Genomic DNA, 26,985 nt, shown 5'->3' on the forward strand with positions numbered 1-26,985 from the left:
CACCATGACTACCAAGCTCTTTGACACTGTCCTGATCGCCAACCGCGGGGAAATCGCGGTGCGCATCATCCGCACCCTGCGAGCCCTGGGCATCGAATCGGTGGCCGTCTACTCCGATGCCGATGCCGGGGCGCTGCATGTGTCCGAAGCCGACCGTGCGGTACGCATCGGAGCAGCCCCGGCCACTGAAAGCTACCTGGATATCGACGCGGTGATCGCCGCCTGCAGGCAAACCGGTGCCCAGGCGGTGCACCCGGGCTACGGGTTCCTCTCCGAGAACGTGGATTTCGCCCGCGCGCTGGAGGCTGCCGGCATCACCTTCATCGGCCCGCCGGTGCACTCCATCAACCTCATGGGCGACAAGATCCGCTCCAAGAACCATGTCCTCTCCCACCAGGTGCCGGTGGTTCCCGGCATCGCCGAACCCGGGCTGGGCGACGAGCAGCTGCTCGCCGCCGCCGCGGACGTCGGCTTCCCGCTGCTGATCAAGCCATCGGCCGGCGGCGGCGGCAAGGGCATGTTCGCCGTGGAATCAGCCGCCCAGCTTCCCGAAGCGCTGTCCAGTGCCCGGCGCACCGCGCGCAGCGCCTTCGGCGATGACACCCTGTTCCTCGAGCGGCTGGTGCGCAATCCACGCCATATCGAGGTGCAGATCCTGGCCGACGCGCACGGGAACACCGTGCACCTGGGCGAACGCGAATGCTCCTTGCAGCGACGCCACCAGAAGGTCATCGAGGAAGCCCCCGCGCCGTTGTTCGAGAACCTGGAGCACGGCGCGGCGATCCGCGAGCGCATTGGCGCCGCCGCGGTGGCGGCCGCGCAATCGGTGGGCTACGTCGGCGCCGGAACTGTCGAGTTCCTGGTGAGCGACCAGAACCCGGACGAATTCTTCTTCATGGAAATGAATACCCGCCTGCAGGTGGAGCACCCGGTCACCGAGGAAGTCGTGCGGGTGAACGGGGAAAAGCTGGATCTGGTCCAGTGGCAGGTGCGCATCGCGGCCGGCCACGCACTGGATTTCACCCAGGACCAGGTGGCGCTGGAAGGCCATGCCATCGAGGCGCGGCTCTACGCGGAGGACCCGTCATCCGGCTTCCTGCCATCGGTGGGCACCGTGCTGCACGTGCACGAGCCAGGGAATGTCCGCGTGGATTCCTCGCTGCGCGACGGCCTGGAAATCAGCGCCCACTACGATCCGATGCTTTCCAAACTCATCGCCTGGGGCCCGGATCGCACCGAGGCGCTGGCCCGCTTGGACCGGGCCCTGGCGCAGACCGTGGTGCTGGGCGTGCTGACCAACAGCGAATACCTGCGGCTGCTGCTGGCCGACGAGGATGTGGCCGCCGGACGCCTGGACACCAACCTGATCGAGCGGAAAATGGACCAGTTCGCCTTCCGCAAGGTCGGGCCCCGCGAACTGGCCTTGGCAGCGCATCTGGAAGATCGGCGGATTCCAGCCGCGAATACGCCGTGGGGCCTGCGCGATGGCTGGCGGGCCCAGCATCGCCGGGCCAGCATCCAGCATTTCGAGGCAGGTGACCAGCAGGCAGCAACCTCGCTCCTCGCCCAATCCGGCGGCAGCCGGGTACAGGTTGCCGGTGAGGAGCTCACCGTCCAGGAATCCGCCGGTTCCCTGGCCGTCAACGGCCAGCGCAGCGGAATCCAGCATGCCTTCGCCGCCGATGGCACGCTGTGGCTGTGCGAAGAAGGCTGGACCGCGGCGGTGCGCAAGCTGTCCCGCGAAGAAGTCCTCGAACGCCACCTGGCCACCATCGCCATTCAATCCGGCTCCTTCTCCCCGCATGTCCAGTCCCCCATGCCCGGCACCGTGATCAACGTCCAGGCAGCCGATGGCGATGCGGTCGCCAAGGGCCAACTGCTGCTGAGCATCGAAGCGATGAAGATGGAGCACCAGCTCTTCTCCCCCGCGGAGGGCATCGTGCGCATGACCGGGTTGAAGGCCGGGGACCTGGTCAAGGCCAAGCAGGTCGTGGCCACCGTGGAAGCAACACAGCCAACCGCAGCACAGCATCAGGAGCAGGACGCATGAGCGAGCAAACCCCCAAACGTGTCGAGCAGCGCGGCCTCTACTTCGATGAGCTGCAGCTCGGGGCCACCTACGTGCACAGGCCCGGACGCACCCTGACCGAGGCGGATAACGTCGCTTTCACGACGATGACCATGAACAACCAGGGACTGCACCTGGACGCGGCATGGGCATCTACCCAGCCATTCGGCAAGCCGCTGGTCAACTCCCTGCTGACCCTGAGCACCATGATCGGCCAGTCGGTGGGCCAGCTGACCGAAGGCACCATCGTGGGGCAGCTGGGCATCAATGACGTGCGCTTCCCGCACCCGATGTTCCACGGCGATACGCTCTACACCGAAACCGAGATCACCGCACTGCGCGAATCCAAGTCCCGCCCCGGGCAGGGCCTGGCGTCCATGACCCACACCGGCCGCAACCAGCACGGCGACATCGTGGCCACCGCCACCCGCACCTGCCTGATGTGGACCCATCAGGCGCACCTGGATGCGCTGGAAGCCAAGGGGGAAAGCTCCAATGGCTAGCTTCCTGATGGGTCCTTCCCTGCTGTTCTGCCCGGCCGACAGGCCCGAGCGCTATGCCAAGGCGGCGCAGCGTGCCGATGCGGTCATCATCGATCTGGAAGACGCGGTGGCTGCCGGGAACAAGGATGCCGCCCGCCGCGCCTTGCTGGATACGCCGCTGGATCCCGCGCGGGTCATCGTGCGCGTGAACCCGGTCGATAGCGAGCACTTCGCCAAGGACCTGGAAGCGCTGGGGCAGACGGCCTATCGCACCGTGATGCTGCCCAAGTGCGAGTCGGCGGCGCAGCCGGCTGCGCTGGCAGGCTACGACGTCCTGGCGCTGTGCGAAACCGCCAAGGGCATCACCAATGCCTCGGACATTGCCGGGGCGCAGAATGTTGTCGCGCTGATGTGGGGCGCCGAGGATTTGATCGCCTCGCTCGGCGGCACATCCTCGCGCGGCCAGGATGGCAGCTACCGCGAGGTGGCACGGTTCGCGCGGTCGCAGGTGCTGCTGAATGCGGTGGCCAACGGCAAGGCCGCAGTTGATTCCGTGTACCTCGATATCCCTGATCTGGAAGGCCTGGGCGAAGAGTCCCGCGATGCCAAGGCATCGGGATTCGCCGCGAAGGCGTCAATTCACCCGAACCAGATGCCGGTCATTCGCGAGGCGTTCGCACCGACCGAAGCAGAACGGGAACGCGCACGGCGGATCCTTGAAGCCGCAGAGGCAAATCCAGGAGTTTTCGCTTTCGAGGGGCAGATGGTCGATGAGCCGCTGCTGCGCCAGGCCCGGGCCACCTTGGGCAAATAAGCTGTTTCCCGCCATGGGCTAAAGTGTGTAGCAATTACAGCCGACAGCTGGCCAACGGAGGTTCACATGCCTGTCGTGAAGAAACCCGGAGCCGATACCCTGGTGTATTTCTGGTTTGCGGTTGGACTGGCCGTGCTCGGCATGGTCATCCAACAAATCGGCGCCGTCATGATGCTCAAGGGCGCGCTGGAGCTGAACATCCTGGAAGTGACCACGCTTCACTTGGTCGCCTGGGGCTGCTACACCGGAGCCCTCATCTTCACCATCGTGGTCATGCACAAGGCCATTGCCATGCTGATTTACCTGGTGCATCATCATCGCCCGCTGCCGCCACGAACGGGGGCGGTGATCCGCGATGCCCCGGTAACGGCCCAGACCCCCGATACGGCCGCTGCCGGGCAGGAATCCGGTGCGGCAAAAGCCATGGAAGATCAACTGGGCAAGGAAGAGCCGCCCTCCGGGGCCAAGCTAAAAACCTTTCCGCGGCAGGCGCTGGGTGCAGTGCAACCACAGGATCAGCAACAGGGCGCCAAGCACCAAAACACCCGAAACGGCAAAGACCTCGCGTAGCGAGTAAGCGGAGGCAACCAGGCCCAAGACCCATGCGCCCACGGCGGTGCTCACATCCAAAGCGAAGAAGTACGTGGCGCTGGCCCTGCCGCGGGCTTCCGGTTTAGCGCTGAGTACCGAAATTGAATTCATCGCCGGGCTGACCACGCCAGCGCCGAGGCCAAAGCAGGCCCCGGCGATAATGAGCATGGCCATGGAGGCCGAAAAGTAGATCAGCGCCATCGAGCCGGCCGAGAACAGCACGCCGAAGCACACGATCGCAGTCAACGACATGCGACGGCGCAACCACCCCATGAGCAAACGGGAGATCGCCAACGCAACACCGCTGGCGACGAAGAATAACCCCACATTGCCCAGCCCTTGCTGTTGCCCATAAGCGGCCAAGAAGGTGTTCACGCAGGTCGTGCCGAACATGAAGCACAACATGACGGTGGCAGGACGCCAGGCATCCTTTTCCACCAGTTGCAAGAATCCGCGATTGGCCGCCGAGCTCATGGAAGCCCTGCGCCGGCGCTCCACTTCCTTCGCCGGCTTAGCCAGGGGAATGCGCAGCAGGAAGTTCATCAGGCAAAAGGCGAGGGCCACGCCGAAGGCGGTTTCGTAGCCGGCAACTTCGCGCAGGGTCAGTGCGAGCCCCGGCGCAAAGATAGTCACCACGGTTTGTTCCAGGCTGAGAATGCCCAACCCTTCGGCCAGCTTCTTCTCTGGAATGATATCCGTGGCCAAGGTGCCCACCGCGGTGCTGTTCAAGCTGAAGCCAGCGCCTTGCAATGCGCGCAGAGCCAAGAAGAGCCACACCGGCAAGGACAGCAGATACAGGCCGGTGCCAATCGTAAAGAAGCTGGCACCGAGCAGCATGGCCATCCAACGCCCCTTGGCATCAACCAGCCAGCCGGCCAGCGGGCGGGACAGCGCCGCGGTTGCAAAGTACAAGGTGGAGGTCAAGCCAACTTCGGCGGGTGACAGGCCAAGGTCAAAGGCGTACAGCGGGACCAGGGCCACCAGCATCATGGTGGCTACGCGCAGGCTCGCATTCGAGAGCATCAGCGCGAAAAAGGTCCGACTATACAAAGTTCTCCAAGGGTGTGAGGTCAACAATTATTCTATGCGCGTCACGAACTTCACGTTCCCTTGATGCCAGTGCCATGCTCTTAGCATCATCAAGAAGGAGCGTGCGATTGAACTCCCCGAAGCCATTGCGGATCCACCGAGCCTGGCTGGTCGCCATCGTGACCACGCTGGCGCTAGTCGCCACGGCGGCGTTCCGCTCGACCACCGGCGCGTTCTTTGAACCACTTGAATCCGAATTCGGCTGGCTCCGCTCCCAGTTATCGACCGCAGTGACCATCAACCTGGTGGTCTACGGCCTGGCAGCTCCTTTCGCCGCGACTTTGCTGGAACGGTATTCCATGCGCAAGGTGGCTGCCATCGCCCTGGCATTGGTGGCCTCCGGGGCCGGATTGTCCGTGTTCATCAGCCAGATCTGGCAGTTGTGGGTACTGTGGGGCGTGCTGGTTGGACTGGGCACCGGAGCGATGGCGCTGGTTTTCGGTTCCGTGGTGGCCAACCGCTGGTTCTCCGAGCGCCGCGGCCTGGTGATGGGCATCTTTTCCGGCGCGAATGCCGCCGGCCAGCTGGTGTTCCTGCCAAGCATTGTGCTGATCATCGAGCAGTACTCATGGAGGGTCGCGGCTCTGGTTGTTGCGGTCTTCGCGGTGCTGATCATCCCGTTGCTGCGCTGGCCCTTCGCCAATTCCCCTGCCGAAGCCGGTGTGCTGCCCTACGGCGGGGCCGGAGCTGCAGCCGCGCCGGCATCCGGAACGCAGCAGGGTTCAATGGCTGCCGCGACGCTCAAAGCCCTGTTCGCGGCCTCGCGCTACCCGGCATTCTGGGTCTTGGCGATGACCTTCTGGATCTGCGGATGGTCTACCAACGGGCTAGTGCAGACGCACTTCATCCCTGCGGCGCACGACCATGGCATGCCGGCAACGACCGCTTCCGGGTTGCTGGCGCTGGTTGGCATTTTCGATATCCTTGGCACGGTGTTCTCCGGGTGGCTGACCGACCGTGTACGCCCGTGGCTGCTGCTTGCGGTGTACTACGCGTTGCGCGGACTCTCGCTGATGTTCCTGCACTCGCTGATGGGTCCAACCGTCGAGCCGCTGATGTGGATCTTCATTGTCTTCTACGGTTTGGACTGGGTGGCGACCGTGCCTCCTACGGTGGTGCTCTGCCGCCAGTACTTCGGTCCGGTTAAAGCCACCGTGGTCTTCGGCTGGGTCTTCGCCTTCCACATGATCGGCGCCGGCGCAGGCTCGCTGACCGCAGGGCTGTCGCGGGAAACCACCGGCAGCTACCTGGCCGCGTGGATTACCGCTGCGGTACTGTGCCTTGCGGCAGCCGTCAGCCTGCTGTTCTTGCCGCGCATGCGCAAAGCCTACGAGGATCCTCAGCTCGAGAAAGTTGGCGTGTAGCCGCACGGCACCACTGCGTAATAGCCGCTTAACGCAAAAACCTCGCAGAGCAGATCACTGCTGATCGCTCTGCGAGGTTTCGCGCATCAGGCTCAGACGAGCGCTACGTCCTTGGAAGGAACGTGGAGCTTCTGGTTGCCGTAGTGCACCGAGAAGAACCAGCCGATACCGGTCACGATATGGATCAGGCTCAGGCCCACGGCGGTTGCGGCATCTGCTGCGTTCATGATCGGGAAGACGATCGAGACTACCGCTATGAGCAAGCCAGCCCACTGCGCGATCTTGCAAATGCCCTTGTTTGCCCGTCCGATCAAGAAGACCACCAGGCCGAAGAAGAGGATCGGGACCAGCGTGAACTGCAACAGGTGGTCAAAGCCAACAACATCAGTTGGATTAGAACCAATCCGGCGGGATGCCCCAGCGGCGCCAGCTAAGAAGAAAATGATGACATTCAGGTAGCTGGTACCCAGCGCACCGATAATCACCTGAATGAAATTGAATGGGCTATTGGGTTGTCCCTGAGCCGACATGGCACTCCTAGAATTGTTGAAAGTTCGCAACTATTCTATTCCCGAGTGCCTGTGCTGCGGCTCTCAGGAGACCGTGAGAACCACGACACTTAGCAGGGCTATGTATTTTCCAAGGCCGCGATCTCGTTGAACTTCCTATTCGAGTTGTTCACTGCGATATACCAAGACGCCGCAACCACCAGGTGCATAATCGCCACTGTCAGCGCGGTCCCCCAGTCCTCGGCGAAGAACCACTGCACCACCGCTGAGGCCAGCACGGCGGCAACGCCGACCCACTGGGCGATGCGGCAGAAGCTCGGCTTAGCCCGGCCGATCAAGAAGGTCAGGAACCCGAGAATGAGAATGGGTAGGGCAGTGAATCGCACGATATGGAGGAAATCCAGGTTCTGGAACAACCCGCCCGAGTATTCCATGGACGCGCCGATGACCCTGGCAATGAAGTAGGCCAAGACACTCAGCGACATGGCCCCGAAAGCCGCAATCACCACTTGGGCGAAATTGAACGGCATCTTGAATCTAACGTCAGCCTGCATCGCGAATCATCCCCTTTTACGGCGAATTCGAGCTGAACTGATAGTTCCACTGTACGCCTGCTGAGGGCAATTGGATCCGTCGATTTTCCGATGCTTTCGGCATCGCCAGCACCAGCACGCAGCCGCACATGGCCTAGTTCGGGCCGAGCACCAGGAACAGCGCGTATCCGCCCAGCGCAAAGAGCGCCAGCGTGGCCATCAGCACTGCCACCACGTCCGCTTGGATCTTCTCGCGCTTCACCCCCAGAGCCATGCGCCGATACCGCGCACGCTGCGAGAGCAGGATCCCCAGCGCCATCGATGAAGACACCGCGATCAGCAGGATCATGCCCATCCCGTAGTGCGGGAGCCAGCGCAGGAAAACGGCAGACACCACGAGGAAGGAAACCATCGTGCGATTCCACGCGAAGATGGTCCGCTCGGGTTGCAGGCCCGCATCGGCGATCTCGATGGGTTCGTTTTTCACGAGCTCAGAGACCATAAAATCATGGCGATCGCAGCCAGCGAAGCCACCACCGCACCGAAGGCCAGCAGCGGGACAATGGCGGGAATCGGCAATGGCCGGCCGGTGCGCATGCCGCGTTCCACGCGGACCCAGCGCACGGCTGCACCGGCGGCAATCAGGATGCCGACACCGATCACCAGCACCGCCAACCAGGTGCGCAAGGGCGAGGGAAACGCCTCCGCCGCAAAAGCCTCCAGCGCAGTACCGCCTGCGAGGAAGGCTAGCGAAGTTCTAATCCAAGCCAGGAAAGTTCGTTCATTGGCCAAGGTGAAACGCGGATCAGGCTCGCTACCCTTGGGCAGAAGCCAGCGCGATAGCCGGCTGCGTTCTTGCTCGGACATGACCCTCCTTCGTTTGTATCGACGTTATGAGCATACCCAACCAATTATCGGCTGAACCTATTTAGTTAGTAGATAAAAACAGTTTTACGAATGTGATCCAGCGCATAAGAATAGATGGCAGTACTTGAATCGAAGAAAGGGCGCACTCCATGGCCTCCATCAATCTCAATCCCCACGTTGTTACGCTGGGCACCGCTGGCGGACCGCGTTGGTGGACCGGCGAAAACGCGGGCAAGCGCGCAGGCATCTCCACCGCCGTAGTCATCGGTGACAGCGTCTACCTGGTGGATGCCGGTACCGGCGTGGGAAATCAGCTGATGAAGGCCGGGTTCAGCCCCTCGAACCTGCGCGGAATCTTCCTGACGCATCTGCATTCGGACCACACCATCGATCTGGCCTCGCTGGCCATCTTCGGGATGTTCACCCTTCCTGCCGGCAAGGCACCGATCTCCATCATCGGCCCCGGCGACCGCGGAGCACTGCCGCCGGTCTCACCGCGCGCGGTAACCGCCCCGCAGCCGCTCTACCCGGAAAATCCTACGCCGGGCACTGCCTCGATGTTCTCGCATCTGATGCAGGCCTACGCCACGGACTTGAACGACCGGGTGATCGACGCGCTGCGCCCATCACCGCTGGATCATTTCACCGCTTCGGACATCGAGATTCCTGCGGGCACCGGCTACCACCCGAACGAGAACCCGACTCCACAGGGCTTTGCTCCGTTCGAGATCCACCGCGACGAGCTGGTCACGGTCACCGCAACCCTGGTCAAGCACCCGCCGATCGCTCCGGCCTTTGCGTTCCGCTTCGACACCGTTGACGGTTCGGTGACTATCTCCGGGGACACCGCCCCATGCCAGAACCTGGCCACCCTTGCACAGGGTACCGACCTGCTGCTGCATGAAGCGATCGACTTCGACTGGGTGGAGCGCGCCTACGGATCGGTTGGCACCTTGGAGGCCCAGGCATCGATGGACCATCACCGCGCTTCGCACACCTCGCCTCAGCAGGCGATCGACATCGCCCACCAGGCCGGGGCCCGCGCCCTTGCCCTGCATCACCTGGTTCCCGGCACAACTCCGCTCTCGGTCTGGGAATCCCACGCCGAGAAATTCTCCGGAACATACCTAGTGCCCAACGATCTGGACACGATATCCTTTTCCCGCGTCAACAGTGATATGGCGGCAACCCGATGAGCAACACAACTAATTCCTCGACCCCTGCGGAGGCCCAAGTGAAGGTCCCTTCGCTGAACTCCCCGCAGATGCGCCGGATCCTGGCTTCCAGCTTCATCGGCAGCGCGATCGAATTCTACGACTTCATCCTCTACGCAACTGCGGCCTCGCTGGTATTCAACAAGGTCTTCTTCGTGGGCTTGACTCCCGGCGTTGCCATTTTCGCTTCGTTTGCCACCCTGGCCGTGGGCTATCTGGCCCGTCCGCTGGGCGGCATCGTCTTCGGCCACTTCGGCGACAAGATTGGCCGCAAGGGTGTGCTGATCACCTCGATGGCAATGATGGGCGGCGCCTCGACACTGATCGGCCTGTTGCCGCCAACCGCGCAGATCGGCATGCTAGCCCCAATCGCGCTGATTACCTTGCGCGTCATACAGGGCTTGGCCGTTGGCGGCGAATGGGGAGGAGCCATGCTGATGGCTCTGGAGCACGCGCCGAAGGAACGCCGCGGCTTCGCCGCGAGCTTCGCGAACATGGGCGGCCCGGCCGGTGCGGTCTTGGCAACTTTGGCCGTCTCGGCAGTCTCGCTCATGCCTGACGAGCAGTTCCTGTCCTGGGGTTGGCGTATTCCGTTCCTGATCAGCATCGCACTGGTGGGCATTGGTTTGATCATCCGTCTGAAGGTCACTGAGTCCCCACTGTTCCTCGCCTTGGAAAACAAGGCAGAGGAACGCAAGACCCCCTTCATGGAGGTCATCACCAAGTACCCGAAGTCTGTCATCCGCGGCACCCTGGTAGGCATGAGCTCCTACACCGTGCAGGGCTTGATGACCGTTTGGGCCATCTCCTACGTGGTCGAGGAAGTCGGCATGGACCGCACTTCGGTGCTGAACATCAAGGCTATCGGCGCCGCGCTGACCGTGGTTGGCATCTGGGTTTCCTCGCGCTACTCCGACAAGCTGGGCCGTCGCCCGGTCATGATGATCGGTATCGTTGCCGGCGCCGTGGCTGCGCTGCCGATCATGTGGATGCTGGAACTGGGCCAGCTGTGGCTGTTCGCCATCGCACTATTCGTGGCCAATGGCATCGTCCAGGCGTTCATCTTCGGGCCGTTCGGCGCGTTCACCGCGGAGCTGTTCCCGACCCGCATCCGGTACACCGGCGCCTCGCTGGTCTACCAGCTCTCCTCCACCGTGGGTGCAGGCTTCACTCCGATGATCGTTGCCGGGCTGGTGCTGCTGGGCGGCGGATCGCTGTGGATCGCCGGCGGTGTCTGGGCCGCCGCGTTCATCGTGGCCGCGCTGGCAATGCGCGGCATCAAGGAAGGCCGCGACGCCGACCTCGAGGCCGAGGAAATGAGCCACTAGGCCCCGGCGCCTGGACTGCAAGGCCGGTTGGAACTTACGGGTTCCGGCCGGCCTTGCGCTCTTTTTCGGCTCCGGCTTCCTCGCAGAAGTCCAAGAAGGCGCGCAGGCGCGGGCCGCCATCCCGCGCACCGCCAAGAAGCTCATGATGCGAAAATTCACCAGCTGGTTGTGTCGCACGGTGGAACATCCGGGGAGACAAAGTCCTCGTCGGCCAGCTCGCTGAACCGAACGGTTCCGTTGCTTGCACCCGGCGCCCGACCGTCAGCAGCACGTAGGTGCGTCTGCCCATAACCGTGGTGCGCTGTACGGAGGCAACAGATACCGGGAGTGGGTGATCACCGCATTGATGAAGCCCGCCAGCACGCGCTCCTGCAACCCGCGCCGTCGCCCTCCGTGGTACGTTCCCCAACAGCCCGAGGTGAGGATTGGTGATCTGCACGCGGTCATGGTTAGGTGACGGTTGGGAAGCCGTTCGCTGGCTGTGCCATGATTTCACCATGGAGATCAATTCATCGCCCGTCGAGTCGGTAGACCGTGCACTGCTGCTGATATTAGCGCTGCGCGACGGCGGCCCGCTCTCGGTCAAGGCCGCTGCCGAGTTGCTGGATGTGGCCCCCTCTACGGCGCACCGGCTGCTGACGGCTCTGACCTTCCGAGGCTTTGCCGCACAGGGCCACGACCGGACCTACCGGCAGGGTCCTGAGCTCTCCGGGCACGTCCCGCAGGTGTTTTCCACCCAGCTGTTGCGCCAGCATGCGCAAGCGGCGTTGGTTAGGCTTCAGGGCGCCGTGGGTGAGACGGTGCAGGTCATGATCCTGAACGGAGGCAATATCCAGTTTGTCGAAGGCGTCGAATCGGAGCGGACTCTGCGCGTGGTCAAGCGCGTGGGTGACATGATGCCGGCATTCGTGTCCTCGGGCGGCAAGGCGATGTTGGCGCGGCTGACCAACGCCGAGCTGGAGGAAATGTACCGCTCGGGGCTGCCACCGTGGGCGACCAGCAAGACCACCACCATGGCATCGCTCAAGCGGCTCATGACCAAGATTCGCCGGGACGGCTTCGGCACCAGCTTCGAGGAAACCGAACAGGGCGTGGTGGGTCTGGGTGTGAGCATCAATGACGCCGACGGTCGCCCGGTGGCAGCGGTGACCACGGCTACGCCGAGTATCCGCTTTGACCGCTCCGCGATGCCGCTGCATGTCGATGCGCTGCAACTGGCCGCCGCCGAGATCATGGCGAAACTGCACGGAATCGGAGCTCCCCGCGGCGAATAGGGCTTGGCGCACGGCGCCGCCGGCGCGGTTCCCGGAAGGACGCCCCCAGCGGCGCCTGCAGCTCAGGCTCCGGCCAAGATGCGGGAGACGGACTCCACGGTATCGTCCAAGTCCTGCGGGTTGACCAGCACGCCGGTGTCCAGCACGCCGGAGGAACCGCCCTGGACCAGACGCTTGAGCGGGATTTCCATGCGCTTGCCGGTGCGGGTACGCGGGATGCTGCGAACGAATAGCACCTGATCGGGAACGTGGCGGGGTGAGAGCTGCGTGCGCAGCGCGGTGCGGATTGTGCGTTCCAGGGCCACGGTGTCGACATCACCGGCAGCTTGCACCAGCAATACCAGCTGGCCCATCGCTCCGCCCTGTTCGAAGTGCATCACCATGGCGTCGTTAACGCCCGGGTGTCCATCGAGCAGTGCATAGAATTCGGCGGTGCCCAGGCGCACGCCGCCACGGTTCAGCGTTGCGTCCGAGCGCCCGGTGATGACCCATGTGTCGCGTTCGGTGCGCACCAGCCAGTCGCCGTGGCACCAGGCGCCCTCGAAGACGTCGAAGTAGCTGGACTTGTAGCGTTCGTTGTCCGGATCATTCCAGAAGAATACGGGCATCGAGGGCATCGGCGACGTGGCAACCAGTTCGCCGGGCTCCCCACGCAGGGAATTGCGCTCGTGGTCCCAGGAATCCACGGCAACGCCCAGCGGACGGCAGGCCATTTCTCCCGCATGGACGGCGGACAGCGGACTGGCGCCCAGGAATGCGGCGCAGATGTCTGTGCCGCCGGAAGTCGGGGCCATCACGAGATCGGGATTGATCGAGTCGTACGCCCAGCCTGCGACATCGGCAGCCAGCGGGGAACCGGAGCACTGTATTTCGCGCAGGCGGGTCAGGTCCCATTTCTTGCCCGGCTCTACACCTGCATGTGCGCAGGCCGCTAGGTAGGCCGATCCGGTGCCCATGTAGGTCGATTCAGTTTCGGCCATGACTGCCCACTGGGACCACTCACCGTCAAGGGCCGGCCAATTGGGGTCCCCATCGTGGAGCACCACGCTAGCGCCGACCAGCAGGGAGGAAACGCCCATGTTCCAGACCATCCACCCGGTAGTGGAGAACCAGTAGGCGGTGTCAGCCTCGCAGAGGTCGTCTTGCAGGCCTATGGCCTTATAGTGCTCCAACAGCAGTCCGCCATGGGAGTGCACGATGGCCTTCGGAGTGCCGGTGGTTCCGGAGGAGAAGAGAACCGTCATCGGGTGCTCGAAGGGCACCGGCTCGATGACTGCCGCGGCACGCTCGGCGGTGAAATCGGTCCAGGACTGCGCACCCGGTGCCGCGGTTTCGGTGTCCAGGTCCGTATCGAGGTAGGGCAGCAGCACGGTGGGGATGCCCGGCAGTTCCGCGCGGATCCTAGAAAGGTCATCGAGCTTGGAGAGCCGCCTGTCGCCCCAGCGGTAGCCGTCAATGGAGATCAACAGGTTCGGCTCGAGTTGGCCGATGCGCCCCAGGACGCCCTTGACACCCATTTCGGGAGGCACGCAGCACCAGATGGCGCCCAGTCCAATGACGGCAAAGTAGGCGGCCATGGTTTGCGGGATGTTGGGCAGGTATCCGGCGACCCGGTCCCCGGACTTAATGCCGTGGCGGATCAGGCCCTGCTGGATGCGCTCTATTTCCTCCGTCAGGCGTGCGCCGGTCCAGTCGATGCTGCCATTGGTCTGGCTGCGGGACTTGACCATGGCGTCGTCCGGGTGGCGTGCGAGGGAACGCAGAACGTGCTCGGTGAAGTTGATCCGGGCACCGACGAACCACTGCGCCCCCGGCATGGTGCGCTCTGCAAGCACCGAGGTGTAGGGAGCGTGGCTGATGACCTCGAAGTGGTCCCAGACCTCGCCCCAGAAGTCCTCAAGGTTCTGAACCGACCAGGCCCAGGCGTCTTCGTAGTCAGCGAAATGCCGACCGGTCTTGGCCTCGATCTTTTCCAAAAAGCGGCCCATTTGGCTGTCTGACCAGGTATCACGGGCGGGCGCGGGCCGCAGCAGTGCGCCGGGTTCGGTGTTCTTCATGGTTCTTTCCTTCGATGGTGTTCGTGTCGTTCGGGGTTCCCGCCGACGGGCCTGCGGTCCTTTAGCAGGCGGTGGTGCCGGAATCGAGTCCGAGCAACTTCACGGCGTTGTCCTTGATGATCTTTTGGCGCGCTCCCTCGCGCAACTCCAGCTTTGCGAAGTCGTCCATCCAGCGGTCGGGGGGCAACAAAGGGAAGTCGGAGCCGAAGAGGACCTTGTCCTGAAGCATGGTGTTGGCATACTGAACCAGGTTGGCCGGGAAGTACTTGGGTGACCAGCCGGAGAGGTCGATGTACACGTGGTTGTGGCGCACCGCCACCGCCAGGGCCTCGTCCTGCCAGGGGAAGGAAGGGTGTGCCATGATGATGCGCAGCTCGGGGAAGTCCACCGCCACGTCGTCCAGTGCCATCGGGTTGGAGTACTTCAGTCGGATCCCGCCGGACCCGGGCATGCCGGCGCCGATGCCACTTTGGCCGGTGTGGAAGAGGGCGGGGACGCCCAGGGACTGGATTTCCTCGTACAACGGGTAGGCGGCGTGGTCGTTGGGGAAGAAAGACTGCAGGTTCGGGTGGAACTTGAATCCCTTGATCCCGTATTCCTCCACCAAGATGCGGGCCTCGGTGATCGCCGCCTTCCCGCGGGCCGGGTCGATGCTGGCGAAGGGGATCAGCACGTCGGAGTGCTTGACCGTCTCCTCGGCAATGTAGCGGTTGGAAATCGGCGGGTGCCCGGTGGTGGCTTCGTGGTCCACGGTGAAGACGACTGCCGCCATGTTCCTTTCGCGGTAGTGGGCCGCGACGGCCTCGATCCCCAGGGGATCGTGGGCCGCGCCGAAGTGCGCCTGGGCAGCGGCGCGGAAATCGTCGGGCATGTCGGTGTGCCCGTGGTCGTCGGATTCGATGTGGACGTGCATGTCGATCGCGACGAGGTCCGCGACGTTAACCTTGCTCATGTTGGCGTTCTTCCTAGCTAGTGGCGGACGTGGCCGCCACCGATAGCTGTGTTGGTGGAGTTGGCAGTCGGGTCAGGAAATGCTGGCGGCAGCGAGTTCCACCGTGCGTGTCTCGCGCTTGAGCGAGTAGCCCAGGGCCATGATGCACAGTGCGGAAGCGGCCAGCGGGGCGGCGAAGAGCACGAAGATGTCCTCCGGCTTCCAGCCTCCGGACAGCAGGTAGCCGACCAGGATCGGGGCAACGATGGAAACCATGCGGCCCAGGCCGATCATCCAACCGACACCGGTTGCCCGGGCACGGGCGCTGTAGATCTCGGGGGAAATCGTGTAGAAGCCGGCGATACCGGCGGTGGTGAGCATGCCCAGGAGGAGGGCGAGCACCATGGCCAGGGTGATCTGGCTGAAGAGCATGGAGAAGACGATGTAGGCGGCGGCCGATCCGAGGAGCGCTATGACCAGCAGCGGGCGTGCGCGGAAACGGACGGCCAGGGCGCTGAAGACGAAGCATCCAAGGATGCCGCCGGCGTTGGCGATGGTTCCTGTTGTCACGCCGATCGAGTTGTCGCCGGTGACGCCGGCAATGATCTTCGGGGTCCAGGTATTGGCAAAGTAGTACGCGGCCACGAGGCAGCCGTAGCCGACCCAGAGCATCAAGGTGCGGAAGCGGATCGGGGTGGTCAGGATTTCACGGATGGCAGACTGCTCCTTGCCGGTGGCGGTGGAAGCTGGCAGCTGGCACAGTGCAGGGCGCCCGATCTTGGCAAGTATGGTGTTGACGTTCTCGAGGGCCCCCGCCGGGCGGCGGGTCAACAGGTAGTCGAGGGATTCCGGCAACCACAGCCAGGAAACGACCAGCATGAGGATGGTCAGTACCGCGCCGACGGCGAAAAGGGAATGCCAGCCGAAGTTCGGGATCAACGGTCCTGCAACGATGCCGCCGATGGTGGCACCGATCGGGTAGCCGGCAGTGTAAATGCCCATGATCGAACCGCGGCGCTTGTCCGAGGAGTATTCGGAAACCAGAACGTTGAGGTTGGCCATCATACCGCCGACGCCCAAGCCGGTCAGGATCCGGAAGACCAGCAGCTGAGTGGCGTCGATGGCGAAGACCGAGGCGACCATCCCGATACTGATGACGGAAAGCGAGACCAAGGTGAGACGGCGCCGCCCGATCTTGTCAGCAAGAGGAGTAAGGAAGATGGAACCAGCGGCCATGCCGAACAAACTTGCGCTCAGCAGGAATCCTAGGGCGGCAGGAGAGATGTCCCACTCGCGGGAGAGTACCGGTGCAGCGTAGGCCATGGCGGCCACGTCGAAACCGTCGATGAGGATCAAGGTCAAGGCTATGACGACAGTCATCACTTGGAATCGGCTCATGGCCGAACTGCGTATTTCCGCGAGGGTTTCCATGAGGGGCTTTCTGGTTTGGCAAGAAGGAGCTGGGTGGAACACCACCCGAGATTGTGAGCTTACTCATAGAAACGTGCTGCTTCCATATTTTTTCTGTAAATTCCTTCATGCGGAATAAGTTATTTGAGCGCTAATGGTTAGAGTCAATGATTTTGCAAATTCTGCTCACTTTGCGAACCATGCACTGAGTGTCAAACTGTAGAACAAATTCTGCATGAAGGAATCTTGACGCATGATGGATTATTTCGGGGCGTACGTAGGGTGGCTGAGTAGATGGGCTCCGACACAACACAGGGTCCGCTAGCGGTTCGTCCCGCCAGCAATGAATGCGAAAGTCCCGGTCATGCTACAAATGGCATTGAAACGAATGGTATTTTGCACATCCACCGCATGCCGGTACTGGAAATCCAGGGCGCTCACAAAGCCTTCGGCGCCCATGAAGTCCAGCGCGAAGCTCTCTCCGGAATCGGCCTGCCCATGGACATCGCCGCCTTGATCTCCAAAGTCGCCCTCCGCAGGCCTGTCGAGTTCCGCACGGTCTTCAAGTTCGTCGTCCGCGGAACCCTGAAGTGCATGAGCTCCTACACCGCACAATGGCTGATGACCGTCGAGGCCATGTCCTACGTGGTCGAGGAAGTCAGCATGGACCGCACGACGGTGCTGAACACCAAGTCCATCGGCGCAGCCCTGACCGTGCTGGGAATCCTGGATTCCCTGTGATAATCCGACAAGCTGGGCCGCCGCGTTCATCGTGGCCGCGCTGGCAATGCGCGGCATCAAGGAAGGCCGTGACGCCGACCTCGAGGCCGAGGAAATGAGCCGCTAGGCCCCGGCGCCTGGACTGCAAGGCCGGTTGGAACTTACGGGTTCCGGCCGGCCTTGCGCTCTTTTTCGGCTCCGGCTTCCTCGCAGAAGTCCAAGAAGGCGCGCAGCCGCAGGCTCGGGCGTTCCGAGGCGGTGTAGGCCACGCAGATGTCGCTGACGCCTACCTCGCCCTCGATCTCCAGCACCGACAGCGGCAAGCCGTCATAACTCAGGTTGACCGGCGGGCGCTGCACCAGAACGGTGTAGCCCAACCCCCGGGCCACCATCCCGCGCACCGCTTCGAAGCTCTGCGAACTCCACCGCACCCTCGGGTCCAGGCCCGACATGCGCAAATTCACCAGCTGGTTATCGCGCACCGTGGGAATGTCCAGGGACACGAAGTCGTCATCGGCCAGTTCGCTCAAGGTGACGGATGTGCGATCGGCCAGCCGGTGGTTGCCTCCCACCAGCACATAGGGCCGGCCGGACATCACCGTGCGCGAAGAGACCTGCGGCAGCAAATGGCGGGTATGGGTGAGCACCGCATCCAGGTGGCCCTTGAGCATGCGCTCCTGCAGGTCGGCCCCGTCCCCCTCCACGAGGGTGACCTGCAAATCCGGGTGCACATTGGTGAAGCGTTCGCAGATCACCGGGATCCAGAAGGCGGCCAGCGAGGAATAGCAGCCGATCACCAAAGGTCCGGAGAGCTTGGTCTGGCGTTCGACAATCTGGTCCTGAACTTCTTCGGCATGGCGCACCAGGGCCCGGGAATCGAGCAGGAAATCGGTGCCGACCGCGGTGAGCACCACGCCTCGTGCGCGGCGGCGCACCAGCAGCTGCGAGCCGACGGCGCGTTCCAGCTCATCCATGGACTGCGACATTGCGGCCTGGGAAATATGGCACTGCTTCGCCGCGGCGGAGATGGAGCCGAATTCCGCGACGGAGACGAAGTACTGCAACTGGCGCAGGGTGTAGTTGATCACCCGCCCAGTCTAGCCAGCGGGCAGCGGGCTATTACCGTTCGTAAAGTCGTCCGGTGTCCCTGACCCGCGCCAGATCCTGCTGGCTCACCCTAGTTCTTTCGCCCAACTGCCCCAGGCTGGCGCCGCGTTCCAAGGCCAGCATGATAAGCCGCTCAAGCTGGGCAACACAGCTTTGTAGTTCCGCGGTCACCTCGCCAGTTCCACGGGCTTGCACCTGCAGCAGTGCCAGCTGATGGACAACGGTGTCAATCGGCGTCCAGTCAAGGTCGAGGACAGGAAGCTTATGCCCGTCCTCGAAAGAAAATTGCCAGCCACTCATGCTGGACATCTTCGCATTCACGACGTTCTGCGGGCAACGCCAGCACCGTTAAATACTGCGAGCCCAGCATCGGCAAAGGATGCTGGACCCGCAAAGCCCATGGAGCCTACTTTGATGCACCAATCGCCCACACGCGCGGAAGCTCGGTGCCATTGACCGCCAGGTCGCCAATCAACCGCGCCTTGAACACCCAGGGGTTGTGGTTGCCGGCCGTACGGGCATTGCGCCAGTGCCGGTCCAGATTCTTGGAGACGCTCGTGGCGCTGGCGGCCAGCGCATCGAAAGCGTGGGTGATGGCGTTGAGCACCAGCGGGGTCAGCACCACCTGCGCCTGGGCGCTGGCCAGCTCGGCGGCGTCGTTCGCGGCCTCATCCTCTATCTCGGTGGCATCACCGTCGTGCAGCGCCAGCGCAGTTTCGTAGGCTCCCTGCAACGCCGTCGAAACGCGTTCCACCGTTGCCGCGGCAGCGAAGGCAGCCGCGGAAACCTCGCCGATCACCTGCAGCAGTTGCGGGTCCTCTGCCGCTACATTGGCCGCGGCATGGCTGAAGGTCCGCTTGCGCGCCTTCAGCTCGGCGGCGAAGTCGCGCTCGGCTGCCTTGGCGGAGCCGGCCAGGACAGCCAGCAGCACCTGCTGGTAGAAGGCGGTCTGGTACTTGAAGCGGGTATCGAAATCGATCAGGTCTTCCTCTGCCACAATCGCATCGGTGAAGGTGGAGGTGCCGGTACCCGTGGTGCGCTGACCGAAGCCATCCCAGTCATCGGCCAAGTCGACTCCGGGCTGGTGGCGGTTGACCGCGGCGATCACCCGCTTTCCGGTGTCGGTGCGCTCGGCGTAGGTGTCCAGCCAGTCGGCGAAGATCGAGCCGGTGGAGTAGTACTTGGTGCCGTTGATCCTGAATCCGCCCTCGCCATCAGGACTGACCTTGGTGATTACCTCCCCCACCTTCACGGCGCCTACCTCGGTCCAGGAGTTGCCCACCAGCTCGCCGGCAGCGAAGCGGGCCAGCCACTTGTCGCGTCCCGGGCCTGGGGCAGCCACCAGCCGGTCTTCGACGAAGGCGAAGTGCGCGCGCAGCGCCTGGGCAATATTGGAATCAGCTGCCGCGAGATCCACGAACAGTTCGAAGAGTTCGGGCAGAGTTGCGCCGGAACCCCCGTGCGATTCTGGAACCCTAACCGCGCCAAATCCGGCGGCAGCCAGGTCCGCGACCGCCTGGTAGGGCAATTCGCCGGTGCGGTCGCGTTCGGCGGCGCTGGCTGCGATCTGTTCGAGGATCGGGGCGAAACGGGCTTTGAGCTGGCTCAGTCGATTACCAGCAGCAAGTACGGTCATCTGTTGTTCCTATCGGTGGTTCTGGTTTAGGTGTAGAGCGAGAGCGGCTGAGATTCCCCGCGCAAGAAGTAGGCGCCGACCTCGATTTTCTTGTAGTCCACTGGGTCGTGCAGCGAGTGGGTGCGCACATTTCGCCAGTACAGGTCCAAGCCCACGGAATTCGCGGTTGACGATGAGCCGGTGACTTCGAAAATCCGGTTGGCTACTTCAACGCCAACCTCCGTGGAGACCACCTTCGCTTCGGCGATGTCCACGGCCAGCGCCGCACGCTCAGCCTGGGTGACGTGCGCGCCCTTGGACAGCAGTGCATCGAATTTGCGTCCCAGCTTCTCGGCCAACGCCGCCACCGCGGCGGTGCGCGCCTTGAGCTCTCCGACGGTGCGCTGGAAAATCGGATCCTGCGAGTAGGTCTCTGCCTGCGAGAACAGCCAGGCATTCTTGCGGCCCAGCAAGATCTGCTTGCCGCGGGCCAATGCACCTTCGGCGATCCCTAGGTAGAAGTTGGCAAACGCCAGCTGGATGCCTGGGGTGAGCAAGGTGGAGACCGGCTCATCGGTGACGAATCCGAGCAAGTCTCCGGCTTCAAGCCGCACGTTGTGGTAGTTCAGGGAATTCGAGGCGCTGAGCCGCTGGCCCAGGTAGTCCCAGTCATCAACGATTTCCAGGCCCTCGATATCCCGTGGCAAGACGAACGCAAGAATCTGGCCATCATAGTCGCCGCCCTCCACCAGGGCATTGATGACAATGACCTCGCCGACGCCGGAACCCGTGGAGAAACGCTTGACCCCATTCAGCCGGTAGCCATCGCCGTCCGCAGTGAGCCGCAAATCAGGGTCAACGGGGTTCACCGAGTCGCCCCAAAGCCAGCCGCCCTGCACGGTTCGCTTCCACCAGGCAGCTTGGGATTCAACCGGTGCGTAGAACGCGATGCCGGACTGGTTGATGTAGTGGTATGCCAGCAGCTGCGAGATGGAGCCATCGGCCGCGGCAAGGATGCGCACTACTTCGAAGGCTGTTTCCCAATGGGCTCCTGCTCCCCCGAATTCTGCGGGGACCAGCAGGTTCAGCAGTCCTGCTTCGCGCAGCTGCCGTACTTCGGCGAAAGGCTGCTCGTTCTTGCGGTCGCGATCCAGCGCGTCTGCGGCCAGGTTGCTTGCCAATTGTTCGGCCACTGCGCGCCAGTTGGCCAGTTCGGCGTTGTCGGCGTTCCCGGTGTAGGGAACTCTCGGCAGTTCGGTGCTCAGTACAGTCATCTTCTTCTCCCTGTCAGTTGCGGGTTCCGAAGGACGCAGAAAGTCTGCGGATCCATCGATCCTGGCGGTAGCACTACCTGTGGAATACAGGCTTGCTGCGGCGTCTCGGAGCCAGGTCTCTCAGCCGCTCTGGATGGGTTGTGCTCTGAGTCAAGCATCCTCGGACAGGGTGTGGAAAGGGTTTTGTCATACGGAGGAACCGAAGGACAAACTACGTCATCTTCGACCCATCGGACATGTCCAAACCCCGGCGGATGTGCTTCATATGACCTTCTTATTACGTCACTGCCTATCCGAAACCCAAGTCCACGGCGCTTTTTGCGAGCGCGGATGGTCAGCTCCCTTGGGACGATTGGTTAAAAGCGCGATTGATAGAATGGCTTTTCAAGAAGGCCTCGCAGAACGGACGGCAAGTGGATCCAGTAAGTGTCATTGCGTTCATTTTCGGGTTGCTGATCATAACTTTGGTGGCAGGATTTCTCGCGCCGATGGCGCGGGACCGCAAGCTTGCTCGCAATGCGGCGATCGGCATCAGGACGCGCCACACCTTGGCCAGCGACGATGCATGGCTTGCCGGGCATCAGCAGGCTGCTCCGCTGGTTGCCGCTGCCTCGTGGGCTGGCTGGGCGGCGCTGGCCATCGCCGCAGTTCTCGGCGCATTGGGCCAATTGGCTCTCTCCTTCGCCGCGACCGGTGCCGGCTACCTCGCGGTCATCACCCTGCTGATAGTTTCGGCTTCTCACGCGAATAAGGCTGCGCGCAGCATCTAGGCTGCCCGCCGTAGCCACTCCAATACTGCTTAAAGAAACGGATCGCCCCATCAACCGATGGTGCGATCCGTTTCTTGCGCGGTGGGCATGCTGCTACAGCAGCACGGATCCGAGGATCAGTACGGTCACAAATGCCGCGGTGCCCTGGATGGCGGTCGCCACGCTCAAGGTCTTGTACGCGGTGATGACCGGAATCCGGCTGAGTTGCGAAACAACCCAGAAGTACGAGTCGTTTGCATGCGAAACAACCATTGCACCGGCACCGACAGCCAGCACGGTAAGCACCATGCCCAGCTGCGAATCCAAGCCAAGCGAACCGAGCATCGGGGCGACCAGAGCAGAAGTGGTCACCATTGAAACGGTGGACGAGCCCTGCGCGGACTTCAGCGCAGCAGCGATCAAGAATGGCACGGCCAGGCCCAAGCCCAGTCCGCTGAGTGAATCGGAAAGGATCGTGGTCAGGTCCGAAGCGGCCAGTACCGCGCCGAAGCCAGCGCCGGCGCCTGTGATCAGCAAGATCGGAGCGGCGGTGCGCACCGCTTCATTCATCTGCTCATTGAAGACCGACAGCTTGTTGCCACCGCGCAACAGGAAGGTCGCGGCAAACAGGCCGAAGATCAGCGCGATAACCGGAGTACCAAGGAAGGAAAGGATCTCAAGTGCCGTTCCCTCGCCAATAGGGTGCGATGGCAGCTTTGCAATGGAGGCGGCACAGATCAGTACCAGGGGAACAACGATCGGCATGAATGCCATCGCCGGGCTAGGCAATTTGCCGAAGCTTGCACGCAGCTGCTCGTAGTCGAGTTCGGCGATGTCATGCTCGTCGTCGCTTGGCAGCGGGGTCCACTTGGACTTGTTGAACCGGCTGGCGTAGGCCAAGCCTGCAAGGGCCGAGATCGCGGCAACTGGCAGTCCGACTGCAATGATCAAACCCAGATTCTCGGCAATGCCGATGCTTTCTGCAGCAGCCAACGGGCCCGGAGTTGGCGGCACCATCGTGTGGGTGGCATACAGGCCGGTCATCAGCGCGATGGAAGTCGCCAGCGCCGAGACGCCGGTACGCAAGGTGATGGCTTTGCGAAGGGAGTTGAGGACCACGTATCCCGAGTCGCAGAAAACCGGAATGGAAACGATGTAGCCGATGATCGACAGGGTCAGGTTGGGGAATCGTGTCCCCAGAACCTTGATCAGTGCATCTGCCATGGAGATCGCCGCGCCGGATTTCTCCAGAATGACGCCGATCATCGTACCGAAGAGGATCACCAAGCCGATATTGCCCATGGTGCTGCCGAAGGCCGTGGTGACCGTCGATGCTACTTCAGCCAGCGGGATGCGGTAGGCAAAGGCGGCAAGGATCGCGGCGCCTATGAGGGCAAGGAAGGGGCTGATCTTGAAACGTGCCGTGACCATCACGATGGCCACCACAAGGATCAGCAGAACAAGTAGTTCATACACGGTAAGTTGGCTCCTTTGCCAATATCGGTAGTTTTCTGCGTCCAACGTGCAATAGTGCAACCGGTGGATCAGCTTGATCGGCAAAGCCGCTCAAGGCTCCGCCTATTTGGCCAGATAGCTAGGGACAATCCCGAATTCTTGGCACAAATATCGATCATTGTGCCAATACTAGGAAACGGGAACCCGAATACCTATGGGCACGCGACCATAATTGCCTGCACTCAGCAGTTGCGATATGTGCATTCAACCAAGTGCGCAGGGGCCGGGTTTGGCTGTACGGACGAAAAGTACCGGCAAGTGCAGGGCATCGTGCGGGATTAGAAAATGTCCAACTGGCTCAGTGCCACTCGCGCATAGATTCCATGCTGCAGCTTCAGGAACTGGCTGGATTGCCGAACGTCGATACCGCTGACCTGGCTGATCCGTTCCAGCCGTTGCACCAGGGTATTTCGGTGGATATGCAGATCGGTGGCCGCTTGGCTCATCGACGCAGCAGTCGCCACGAGCAGCAGGGTTCTGGCTTGCTCCGCATTGAGTCGTTGCGCTGCAGTTGCCACATGCTCCAAACTGCGCGCCGGGGTGCGGGCAATGGCCACCGCAATTTCCCTGCTCCACATTTTGCGCTGGGAACCGCGGGGAACGAGGTTCGGGTAGCGCAGCACTGCGCGCAGCGCCTCGGTTTCAGCCATGAGTTCCGAAGCCGATTCTACGGTTGCGGACACCAAGGAACGCTCCTGGTTTGCATGTTCCGGGGCGAACGCGGGTTTGCTGGCTGCGCAGAGCCTCCAGTACGCACCAGAAAGATTGATCCACGAGGTGCGGACATGCTCCTTCGCCGGCTGCTCCAACAGCGGCTCCTCGACGCTTCGAGGAATCCAGGCCTCAATTTGCTTCGGTCCCCGCAAGCCATGAGCGCTCAGCGAGCGGTCAATGACTTCAGGGGCAGCGCGTCCTGCAATCAAAGCCGAAATAATATCGCGGGCTTCAGTTTCACGCCGGGCACTGCGCGAGTGTTCGCGTTCTTGATTGATGAGCAGCTGGACCGTCAAGGCGATCAGCCCGGCCAAGGGCTCCACCTCATGAGGCGCACCGGTCACCCCGACCACGCCGCACAGCTGATCGTTGAGCGCGAACGGCACATTGACTCCAGGCTGGGTTCCCGCTGACCCGTCTGCTTGGCTGACCCGGATGACCTCGTCGCGCCGAATAGCTTGGGCACTGCCCTCGTGGAGGGTACCGATGCGCGCGGCATCGGTCGAAGCAATGATCACCCCATGGGCATTCATGATGTTCACATTGCGATTGATGGTCGGTGCAATGGTGTCGACGACCTTCTGCGCCAAAGCGCTAGCCAATCGAGGTTGCTCCATTTCACTCATGCCCTCATCTTATCTGTCACACAATACGTGGTGGCAGAAACACGTAAGCGGTTATTGAGGATCTGTGCCATGGCACTAATGGTGGTTATTCGAACCACTCTGCCTTAACCATCCGTGATCAGCTAGGTGTGAGCCGGGTCACGGTTCGCAGATTGACCGTCGAACGCCTCACTGCAGAAAATTTTCCTATCGGGAAAATACATTAATAGCTTGACAGTGCATTGGATCACACGCAATATGTTTATAAGCTTTCGGCCAGGTTGCATCCCGCACAAATGCGTTTATTGTCCGAAAAGAACAGATGGGGAGTAGCAGTTGTGAGAAGAATCAGGTCATCCGGGGCGCTTTTGGCGCTTTTCCTTTTATTCATCTGTGCCTTTTTCGGCTACCCGCTGGCAATGCTCATTTATGGCACCTTCCGCAGCGGCCAGCCTGGCACCGAAGGATCCTTCGGCCTCGCTGGAATCGTAGATGCCTATGGTGATCCGGCAACATGGGATACGTTGTGGGCGTCGGTTATTTACGCTGTGGCAGTACAGAGCATTGGCATTATCGGCGGATTCATCTTTGCTTGGATATCCACGCGAACCAAGACTCCCGCTGGCCGATCCATCACTCCGGTCATGGTCACCATCTTCGCCATCCCAACCCTCTTCTTTGCGATCAGCTGGGGCATGATGACTTCCCCCACTGGCCTGCTGACCCTGATTTTCGGTGTTTCAGCCGATGGAATGCCCCGCCTGGATGCATACTCCTGGATGGGCCTGATCGTTGTCAGCGGCTTGAAGAGCATCTCGGTCATGTACCTGTTGCTGCTGGGTCCAGTTCGTGCGCTGAACCGTTCACTCGAAGAAGCAGCGCTGTTATCGGGTGCCAACCGGCTGCGTTTGTTCCTTGATATCAACATCCCAATCCTGCTGCCGACGCTTTCCGGCTTGGCCATCCTTGGCTTTGTTAACTCGCTCGGCCAGCTGGATGTTGCACTGATTCTTGGCGTACCGGCTGGTATCTACGTGTTCCCAACCCAGATCTACGATTTCTTGGCCACTACGCCAATCCGCTACGACTCGGCGAGCGCCTTGGCCTTGCTGCTCATCGCTATCATCTACATCTTGGTTGCCATTCGTTCCAAAGCAATCGGCAATCGCAACTTCATCACCGTCACGGGCAAGGCCTACCGCCTCGAAAAGGAAGAAATAGGTCGCTGGAAGTGGGCAGGCTTCTCCCTCTTCGCTGCCTACGTCACGATTGCGCTGGTACTCCCCCTAGTACAGCTGATCATCGGGTCCTTCCAACCCGTACTCGGCGTCGCTGGATTCACCTTCAAGCACTATATAGGGCTATTCGATTCGTCAAAGGTTGTCAGAGCGCTGGAAAACACCTTGGTCATGGGCGTTATAGGCGGCTTGTTCGCCACCATCTTGGCCGTCCTAATCAGCTACGTGGCCTTACGCAACAAGAGCCGCTGGGCACAAGTCCCGGAAATGATTGTCTGGGCTGTCGTTGCGGTTCCAGGCATCGTACTGGCACTGGCAATCACCTGGGCTTACCTCAGTGTTCCGGGCCTGAAGAACTTGTACGGTTCGATCTGGATCGTGCTGATTGCTCTGGTTATCGTAGTTACTCCAATTGCGCAGCGGGCAACCTCGGGTCCAGTTGGCCAGCTAGGTGTTGAGCTGGAAGAGTCCGCTCGCATCTGCGGAGCTTCCGCACCACGAATGATGGTCACCATCGTAGTTCCGCTGATCGGCCCGACCTTCCTAGCTTCATGGTTCATTACCGGCGTGATGGCCGCTGGCAGCTTGGATATTCCGATTCTCCTCTCCAGCGCCAAGACGGAAACCGTCTCCCTGCTCGTATACAACTACTACACGCAGCTCGGAAACGGTTCGGCCGCCGCAGCTCTCCTGCTGGTGCTCTTGGTTCTGCTGGCGGCCGGAGGCGGCCTGCTCCTGGCAGCCGGAGCGCTGTTCAAACGTCTCAATTACCGCAAGACCACCAAGCGCGGGCGGCTAGTTGACGTTGCCGCTCCATCCCAAAGCTTCGATCCTGCAAATTCCCACGCCATCGAAGTAGACAACGATCCAACTAACCTGCGTCGAGTTCCGACCTCCGCTTCCAAGTGATAGGAAAT

25 protein-coding genes and 1 riboswitch are annotated in these 26,985 nt (G+C 61.9%); of the genes, 11 read left to right on the forward strand and 14 right to left on the reverse strand.

What is annotated here, in order from left to right; translation table 11 throughout:
• The first annotated feature begins 4 nt into the window (after positions 1-4).
• The 4 genes from ACRDT3_RS08455 (at position 5) to ACRDT3_RS08470 (ending at position 3,934) form a co-directional block, all read left to right on the forward strand.
• A complete protein-coding gene (locus ACRDT3_RS08455; protein ID WP_431492556.1) occupies positions 5-2,050 on the forward strand; it encodes a biotin carboxylase N-terminal domain-containing protein in 2,046 nt (681 codons plus the stop codon).
• Positions 2,047-2,571, forward strand: a complete 525-nt coding sequence (locus ACRDT3_RS08460; RefSeq protein WP_431492557.1) for a MaoC family dehydratase — start codon at positions 2,047-2,049, stop codon at positions 2,569-2,571. Before ACRDT3_RS08455 ends, ACRDT3_RS08460 begins: the two co-directional genes overlap by 4 nt.
• Entirely contained in the window at positions 2,564-3,364 is an 801-nt protein-coding gene (locus tag ACRDT3_RS08465) for an HpcH/HpaI aldolase/citrate lyase family protein (RefSeq protein ID WP_431492558.1), read from the forward strand. The genes ACRDT3_RS08460 and ACRDT3_RS08465 overlap by 8 nt, the downstream gene beginning before the upstream one ends.
• Before the next feature lie 66 nt (positions 3,365-3,430).
• Positions 3,431-3,934, forward strand: a complete 504-nt coding sequence (locus tag ACRDT3_RS08470; protein ID WP_431492559.1) for a hypothetical protein — start codon at positions 3,431-3,433, stop codon at positions 3,932-3,934.
• On the opposite strand, the gene ACRDT3_RS08475 is transcribed toward ACRDT3_RS08470, so the two are convergent.
• Complete coding sequence (locus ACRDT3_RS08475) at positions 3,833-5,005, reverse strand: MFS transporter (protein WP_134779161.1); 1,173 nt, start codon at positions 5,003-5,005, stop codon at positions 3,833-3,835. The genes ACRDT3_RS08470 and ACRDT3_RS08475 overlap by 102 nt on opposite strands.
• 101 nt (positions 5,006-5,106) lie before the next feature.
• On the opposite strand from ACRDT3_RS08475, the gene ACRDT3_RS08480 reads away from it, so the two are divergent.
• Complete coding sequence (locus tag ACRDT3_RS08480) at positions 5,107-6,408, forward strand: MFS transporter (RefSeq protein WP_431492560.1); 1,302 nt, start codon at positions 5,107-5,109, stop codon at positions 6,406-6,408.
• Positions 6,409-6,500: 92 nt separating this feature from the next.
• On the opposite strand, the gene ACRDT3_RS08485 is transcribed toward ACRDT3_RS08480, so the two are convergent.
• From ACRDT3_RS08485 to ACRDT3_RS08500, 4 genes are all read right to left on the reverse strand, one after another.
• Positions 6,501-6,938: a DUF6069 family protein gene (locus ACRDT3_RS08485; RefSeq protein ID WP_431492561.1), complete on the reverse strand. Its 438-nt coding sequence runs from the start codon at positions 6,936-6,938 to the stop codon at positions 6,501-6,503.
• A gap of 98 nt (positions 6,939-7,036) precedes the next feature.
• The gene (locus tag ACRDT3_RS08490) at positions 7,037-7,471 is read right to left on the reverse strand and encodes a DUF6069 family protein (protein ID WP_431492562.1); all 435 of its coding nucleotides are present in this window, start codon (positions 7,469-7,471) and stop codon (positions 7,037-7,039) included.
• 133 nt (positions 7,472-7,604) lie between these two features.
• Positions 7,605-7,937 (reverse strand): DUF202 domain-containing protein, encoded by a 333-nt coding sequence (locus ACRDT3_RS08495; protein WP_431492563.1) that lies wholly within the window; start codon positions 7,935-7,937, stop codon positions 7,605-7,607.
• The gene (locus ACRDT3_RS08500) at positions 7,934-8,317 is read right to left on the reverse strand and encodes a YidH family protein (RefSeq protein ID WP_431492564.1); all 384 of its coding nucleotides are present in this window, start codon (positions 8,315-8,317) and stop codon (positions 7,934-7,936) included. The genes ACRDT3_RS08495 and ACRDT3_RS08500 overlap by 4 nt, the downstream gene beginning before the upstream one ends.
• Before the next feature lie 149 nt (positions 8,318-8,466).
• On the opposite strand from ACRDT3_RS08500, the gene ACRDT3_RS08505 reads away from it, so the two are divergent.
• From ACRDT3_RS08505 to ACRDT3_RS08515, 3 genes are all read left to right on the forward strand, one after another.
• Positions 8,467-9,513 carry an MBL fold metallo-hydrolase gene (locus tag ACRDT3_RS08505; protein WP_431492565.1) on the forward strand — a complete coding sequence of 349 codons (1,047 nt, stop codon included), beginning with the start codon at positions 8,467-8,469 and terminating at the stop codon, positions 9,511-9,513.
• Entirely contained in the window at positions 9,510-10,859 is a 1,350-nt protein-coding gene (locus tag ACRDT3_RS08510; protein WP_431492566.1) for an MFS transporter, read from the forward strand. The genes ACRDT3_RS08505 and ACRDT3_RS08510 overlap by 4 nt, the downstream gene beginning before the upstream one ends.
• A gap of 497 nt (positions 10,860-11,356) precedes the next feature.
• Positions 11,357-12,133: an IclR family transcriptional regulator gene (locus ACRDT3_RS08515; protein WP_431492567.1), complete on the forward strand. Its 777-nt coding sequence runs from the start codon at positions 11,357-11,359 to the stop codon at positions 12,131-12,133.
• A gap of 62 nt (positions 12,134-12,195) precedes the next feature.
• Here ACRDT3_RS08515 and ACRDT3_RS08520 read toward each other — a convergent pair whose 3' ends face one another.
• The 3 genes from ACRDT3_RS08520 to ACRDT3_RS08530 all read right to left on the reverse strand — a co-directional run bounded on the left by ACRDT3_RS08520 (position 12,196) and on the right by ACRDT3_RS08530 (position 16,552).
• Positions 12,196-14,190, reverse strand: a complete 1,995-nt coding sequence (locus ACRDT3_RS08520; protein ID WP_431492568.1) for an acetoacetate--CoA ligase — start codon at positions 14,188-14,190, stop codon at positions 12,196-12,198.
• Between the two features lie 61 nt (positions 14,191-14,251).
• On the reverse strand, positions 14,252-15,142 hold the full coding sequence (locus tag ACRDT3_RS08525; RefSeq protein ID WP_431492569.1) for an amidohydrolase family protein: 891 nt from the start codon (positions 15,140-15,142) through the stop codon (positions 14,252-14,254).
• A gap of 72 nt (positions 15,143-15,214) precedes the next feature.
• Positions 15,215-16,552 (reverse strand): MFS transporter, encoded by a 1,338-nt coding sequence (locus tag ACRDT3_RS08530; protein WP_431492570.1) that lies wholly within the window; start codon positions 16,550-16,552, stop codon positions 15,215-15,217.
• A gap of 375 nt (positions 16,553-16,927) precedes the next feature.
• Between ACRDT3_RS08530 and ACRDT3_RS08535 the strand changes: the two genes are divergently transcribed.
• A complete protein-coding gene (locus tag ACRDT3_RS08535; RefSeq protein WP_431492571.1) occupies positions 16,928-17,272 on the forward strand; it encodes a hypothetical protein in 345 nt (114 codons plus the stop codon).
• A gap of 140 nt (positions 17,273-17,412) precedes the next feature.
• Here ACRDT3_RS08535 and ACRDT3_RS08540 read toward each other — a convergent pair whose 3' ends face one another.
• The 4 genes from ACRDT3_RS08540 to ACRDT3_RS08555 form a co-directional block, all read right to left on the reverse strand.
• Positions 17,413-18,339, reverse strand: a complete 927-nt coding sequence (locus ACRDT3_RS08540) for a LysR family transcriptional regulator (RefSeq protein ID WP_431492572.1) — start codon at positions 18,337-18,339, stop codon at positions 17,413-17,415.
• A 31-nt stretch (positions 18,340-18,370) separates the two neighbouring features.
• The gene (locus tag ACRDT3_RS08545) at positions 18,371-18,658 is read right to left on the reverse strand and encodes a hypothetical protein (protein WP_431492573.1); all 288 of its coding nucleotides are present in this window, start codon (positions 18,656-18,658) and stop codon (positions 18,371-18,373) included.
• Positions 18,659-18,764: 106 nt separating this feature from the next.
• Positions 18,765-19,994, reverse strand: coding sequence for an acyl-CoA dehydrogenase family protein (locus ACRDT3_RS08550; RefSeq protein ID WP_431492574.1), 1,230 nt, complete (start codon positions 19,992-19,994; stop codon positions 18,765-18,767).
• A 26-nt stretch (positions 19,995-20,020) separates the two neighbouring features.
• Positions 20,021-21,247, reverse strand: coding sequence for an acyl-CoA dehydrogenase family protein (locus ACRDT3_RS08555; protein WP_431492575.1), 1,227 nt, complete (start codon positions 21,245-21,247; stop codon positions 20,021-20,023).
• A 49-nt stretch (positions 21,248-21,296) separates the two neighbouring features.
• Positions 21,297-21,387, reverse strand: a riboswitch (SAM riboswitch).
• A gap of 273 nt (positions 21,388-21,660) precedes the next feature.
• Here ACRDT3_RS08555 and ACRDT3_RS08560 point away from each other — a divergent pair.
• Positions 21,661-22,017, forward strand: coding sequence for an SdpI family protein (locus ACRDT3_RS08560; RefSeq protein WP_431492576.1), 357 nt, complete (start codon positions 21,661-21,663; stop codon positions 22,015-22,017).
• Between the two features lie 93 nt (positions 22,018-22,110).
• Here ACRDT3_RS08560 and ACRDT3_RS08565 read toward each other — a convergent pair whose 3' ends face one another.
• On the reverse strand, positions 22,111-23,472 hold the full coding sequence (locus tag ACRDT3_RS08565; protein ID WP_431492577.1) for a GntP family permease: 1,362 nt from the start codon (positions 23,470-23,472) through the stop codon (positions 22,111-22,113).
• Between the two features lie 317 nt (positions 23,473-23,789).
• Positions 23,790-24,851: a CdaR family transcriptional regulator gene (locus tag ACRDT3_RS08570; RefSeq protein ID WP_431492578.1), complete on the reverse strand. Its 1,062-nt coding sequence runs from the start codon at positions 24,849-24,851 to the stop codon at positions 23,790-23,792.
• A gap of 398 nt (positions 24,852-25,249) precedes the next feature.
• On the opposite strand from ACRDT3_RS08570, the gene ACRDT3_RS08575 reads away from it, so the two are divergent.
• On the forward strand, positions 25,250-26,977 hold the full coding sequence (locus tag ACRDT3_RS08575; RefSeq protein WP_431492579.1) for an ABC transporter permease: 1,728 nt from the start codon (positions 25,250-25,252) through the stop codon (positions 26,975-26,977).
• The last annotated feature ends 8 nt before the right edge of the window (positions 26,978-26,985 follow it).

This window comes from Glutamicibacter sp., assembly GCF_050701915.1.
In the GTDB taxonomy this organism is placed as follows: domain Bacteria; phylum Actinomycetota; class Actinomycetes; order Actinomycetales; family Micrococcaceae; genus Glutamicibacter.

Excerpts from the sequence above, each read along its gene's own strand:
- ACRDT3_RS08455 (WP_431492556.1), top strand. The coding sequence starts at position 5 with ATGACTACCAAGCTCTTTGACACTGTCCTGATCGCCAACCGCGGGGAA.
- ACRDT3_RS08460 (WP_431492557.1), top strand. The coding sequence starts at position 2,047 with ATGAGCGAGCAAACCCCCAAACGTGTCGAGCAGCGCGGCCTCTACTTC.
- ACRDT3_RS08465 (WP_431492558.1), top strand. The coding sequence starts at position 2,564 with ATGGCTAGCTTCCTGATGGGTCCTTCCCTGCTGTTCTGCCCGGCCGAC.
- ACRDT3_RS08470 (WP_431492559.1), top strand. The coding sequence starts at position 3,431 with ATGCCTGTCGTGAAGAAACCCGGAGCCGATACCCTGGTGTATTTCTGG.
- ACRDT3_RS08485 (WP_431492561.1), bottom strand. The coding sequence starts at position 6,938 with ATGTCGGCTCAGGGACAACCCAATAGCCCATTCAATTTCATTCAGGTG.
- ACRDT3_RS08490 (WP_431492562.1), bottom strand. The coding sequence starts at position 7,471 with ATGCAGGCTGACGTTAGATTCAAGATGCCGTTCAATTTCGCCCAAGTG.
- ACRDT3_RS08500 (WP_431492564.1), bottom strand. The coding sequence starts at position 8,317 with ATGTCCGAGCAAGAACGCAGCCGGCTATCGCGCTGGCTTCTGCCCAAG.
- ACRDT3_RS08505 (WP_431492565.1), top strand. The coding sequence starts at position 8,467 with ATGGCCTCCATCAATCTCAATCCCCACGTTGTTACGCTGGGCACCGCT.
- ACRDT3_RS08510 (WP_431492566.1), top strand. The coding sequence starts at position 9,510 with ATGAGCAACACAACTAATTCCTCGACCCCTGCGGAGGCCCAAGTGAAG.
- ACRDT3_RS08515 (WP_431492567.1), top strand. The coding sequence starts at position 11,357 with ATGGAGATCAATTCATCGCCCGTCGAGTCGGTAGACCGTGCACTGCTG.
- ACRDT3_RS08520 (WP_431492568.1), bottom strand. The coding sequence starts at position 14,190 with ATGAAGAACACCGAACCCGGCGCACTGCTGCGGCCCGCGCCCGCCCGT.
- ACRDT3_RS08525 (WP_431492569.1), bottom strand. The coding sequence starts at position 15,142 with ATGAGCAAGGTTAACGTCGCGGACCTCGTCGCGATCGACATGCACGTC.
- ACRDT3_RS08530 (WP_431492570.1), bottom strand. The coding sequence starts at position 16,552 with ATGGAAACCCTCGCGGAAATACGCAGTTCGGCCATGAGCCGATTCCAA.
- ACRDT3_RS08545 (WP_431492573.1), bottom strand. The coding sequence starts at position 18,658 with ATGAGTGGCTGGCAATTTTCTTTCGAGGACGGGCATAAGCTTCCTGTC.
- ACRDT3_RS08550 (WP_431492574.1), bottom strand. The coding sequence starts at position 19,994 with ATGACCGTACTTGCTGCTGGTAATCGACTGAGCCAGCTCAAAGCCCGT.
- ACRDT3_RS08555 (WP_431492575.1), bottom strand. The coding sequence starts at position 21,247 with ATGACTGTACTGAGCACCGAACTGCCGAGAGTTCCCTACACCGGGAAC.
- ACRDT3_RS08570 (WP_431492578.1), bottom strand. The coding sequence starts at position 24,851 with ATGAGTGAAATGGAGCAACCTCGATTGGCTAGCGCTTTGGCGCAGAAG.
- ACRDT3_RS08575 (WP_431492579.1), top strand. The coding sequence starts at position 25,250 with ATGCTCATTTATGGCACCTTCCGCAGCGGCCAGCCTGGCACCGAAGGA.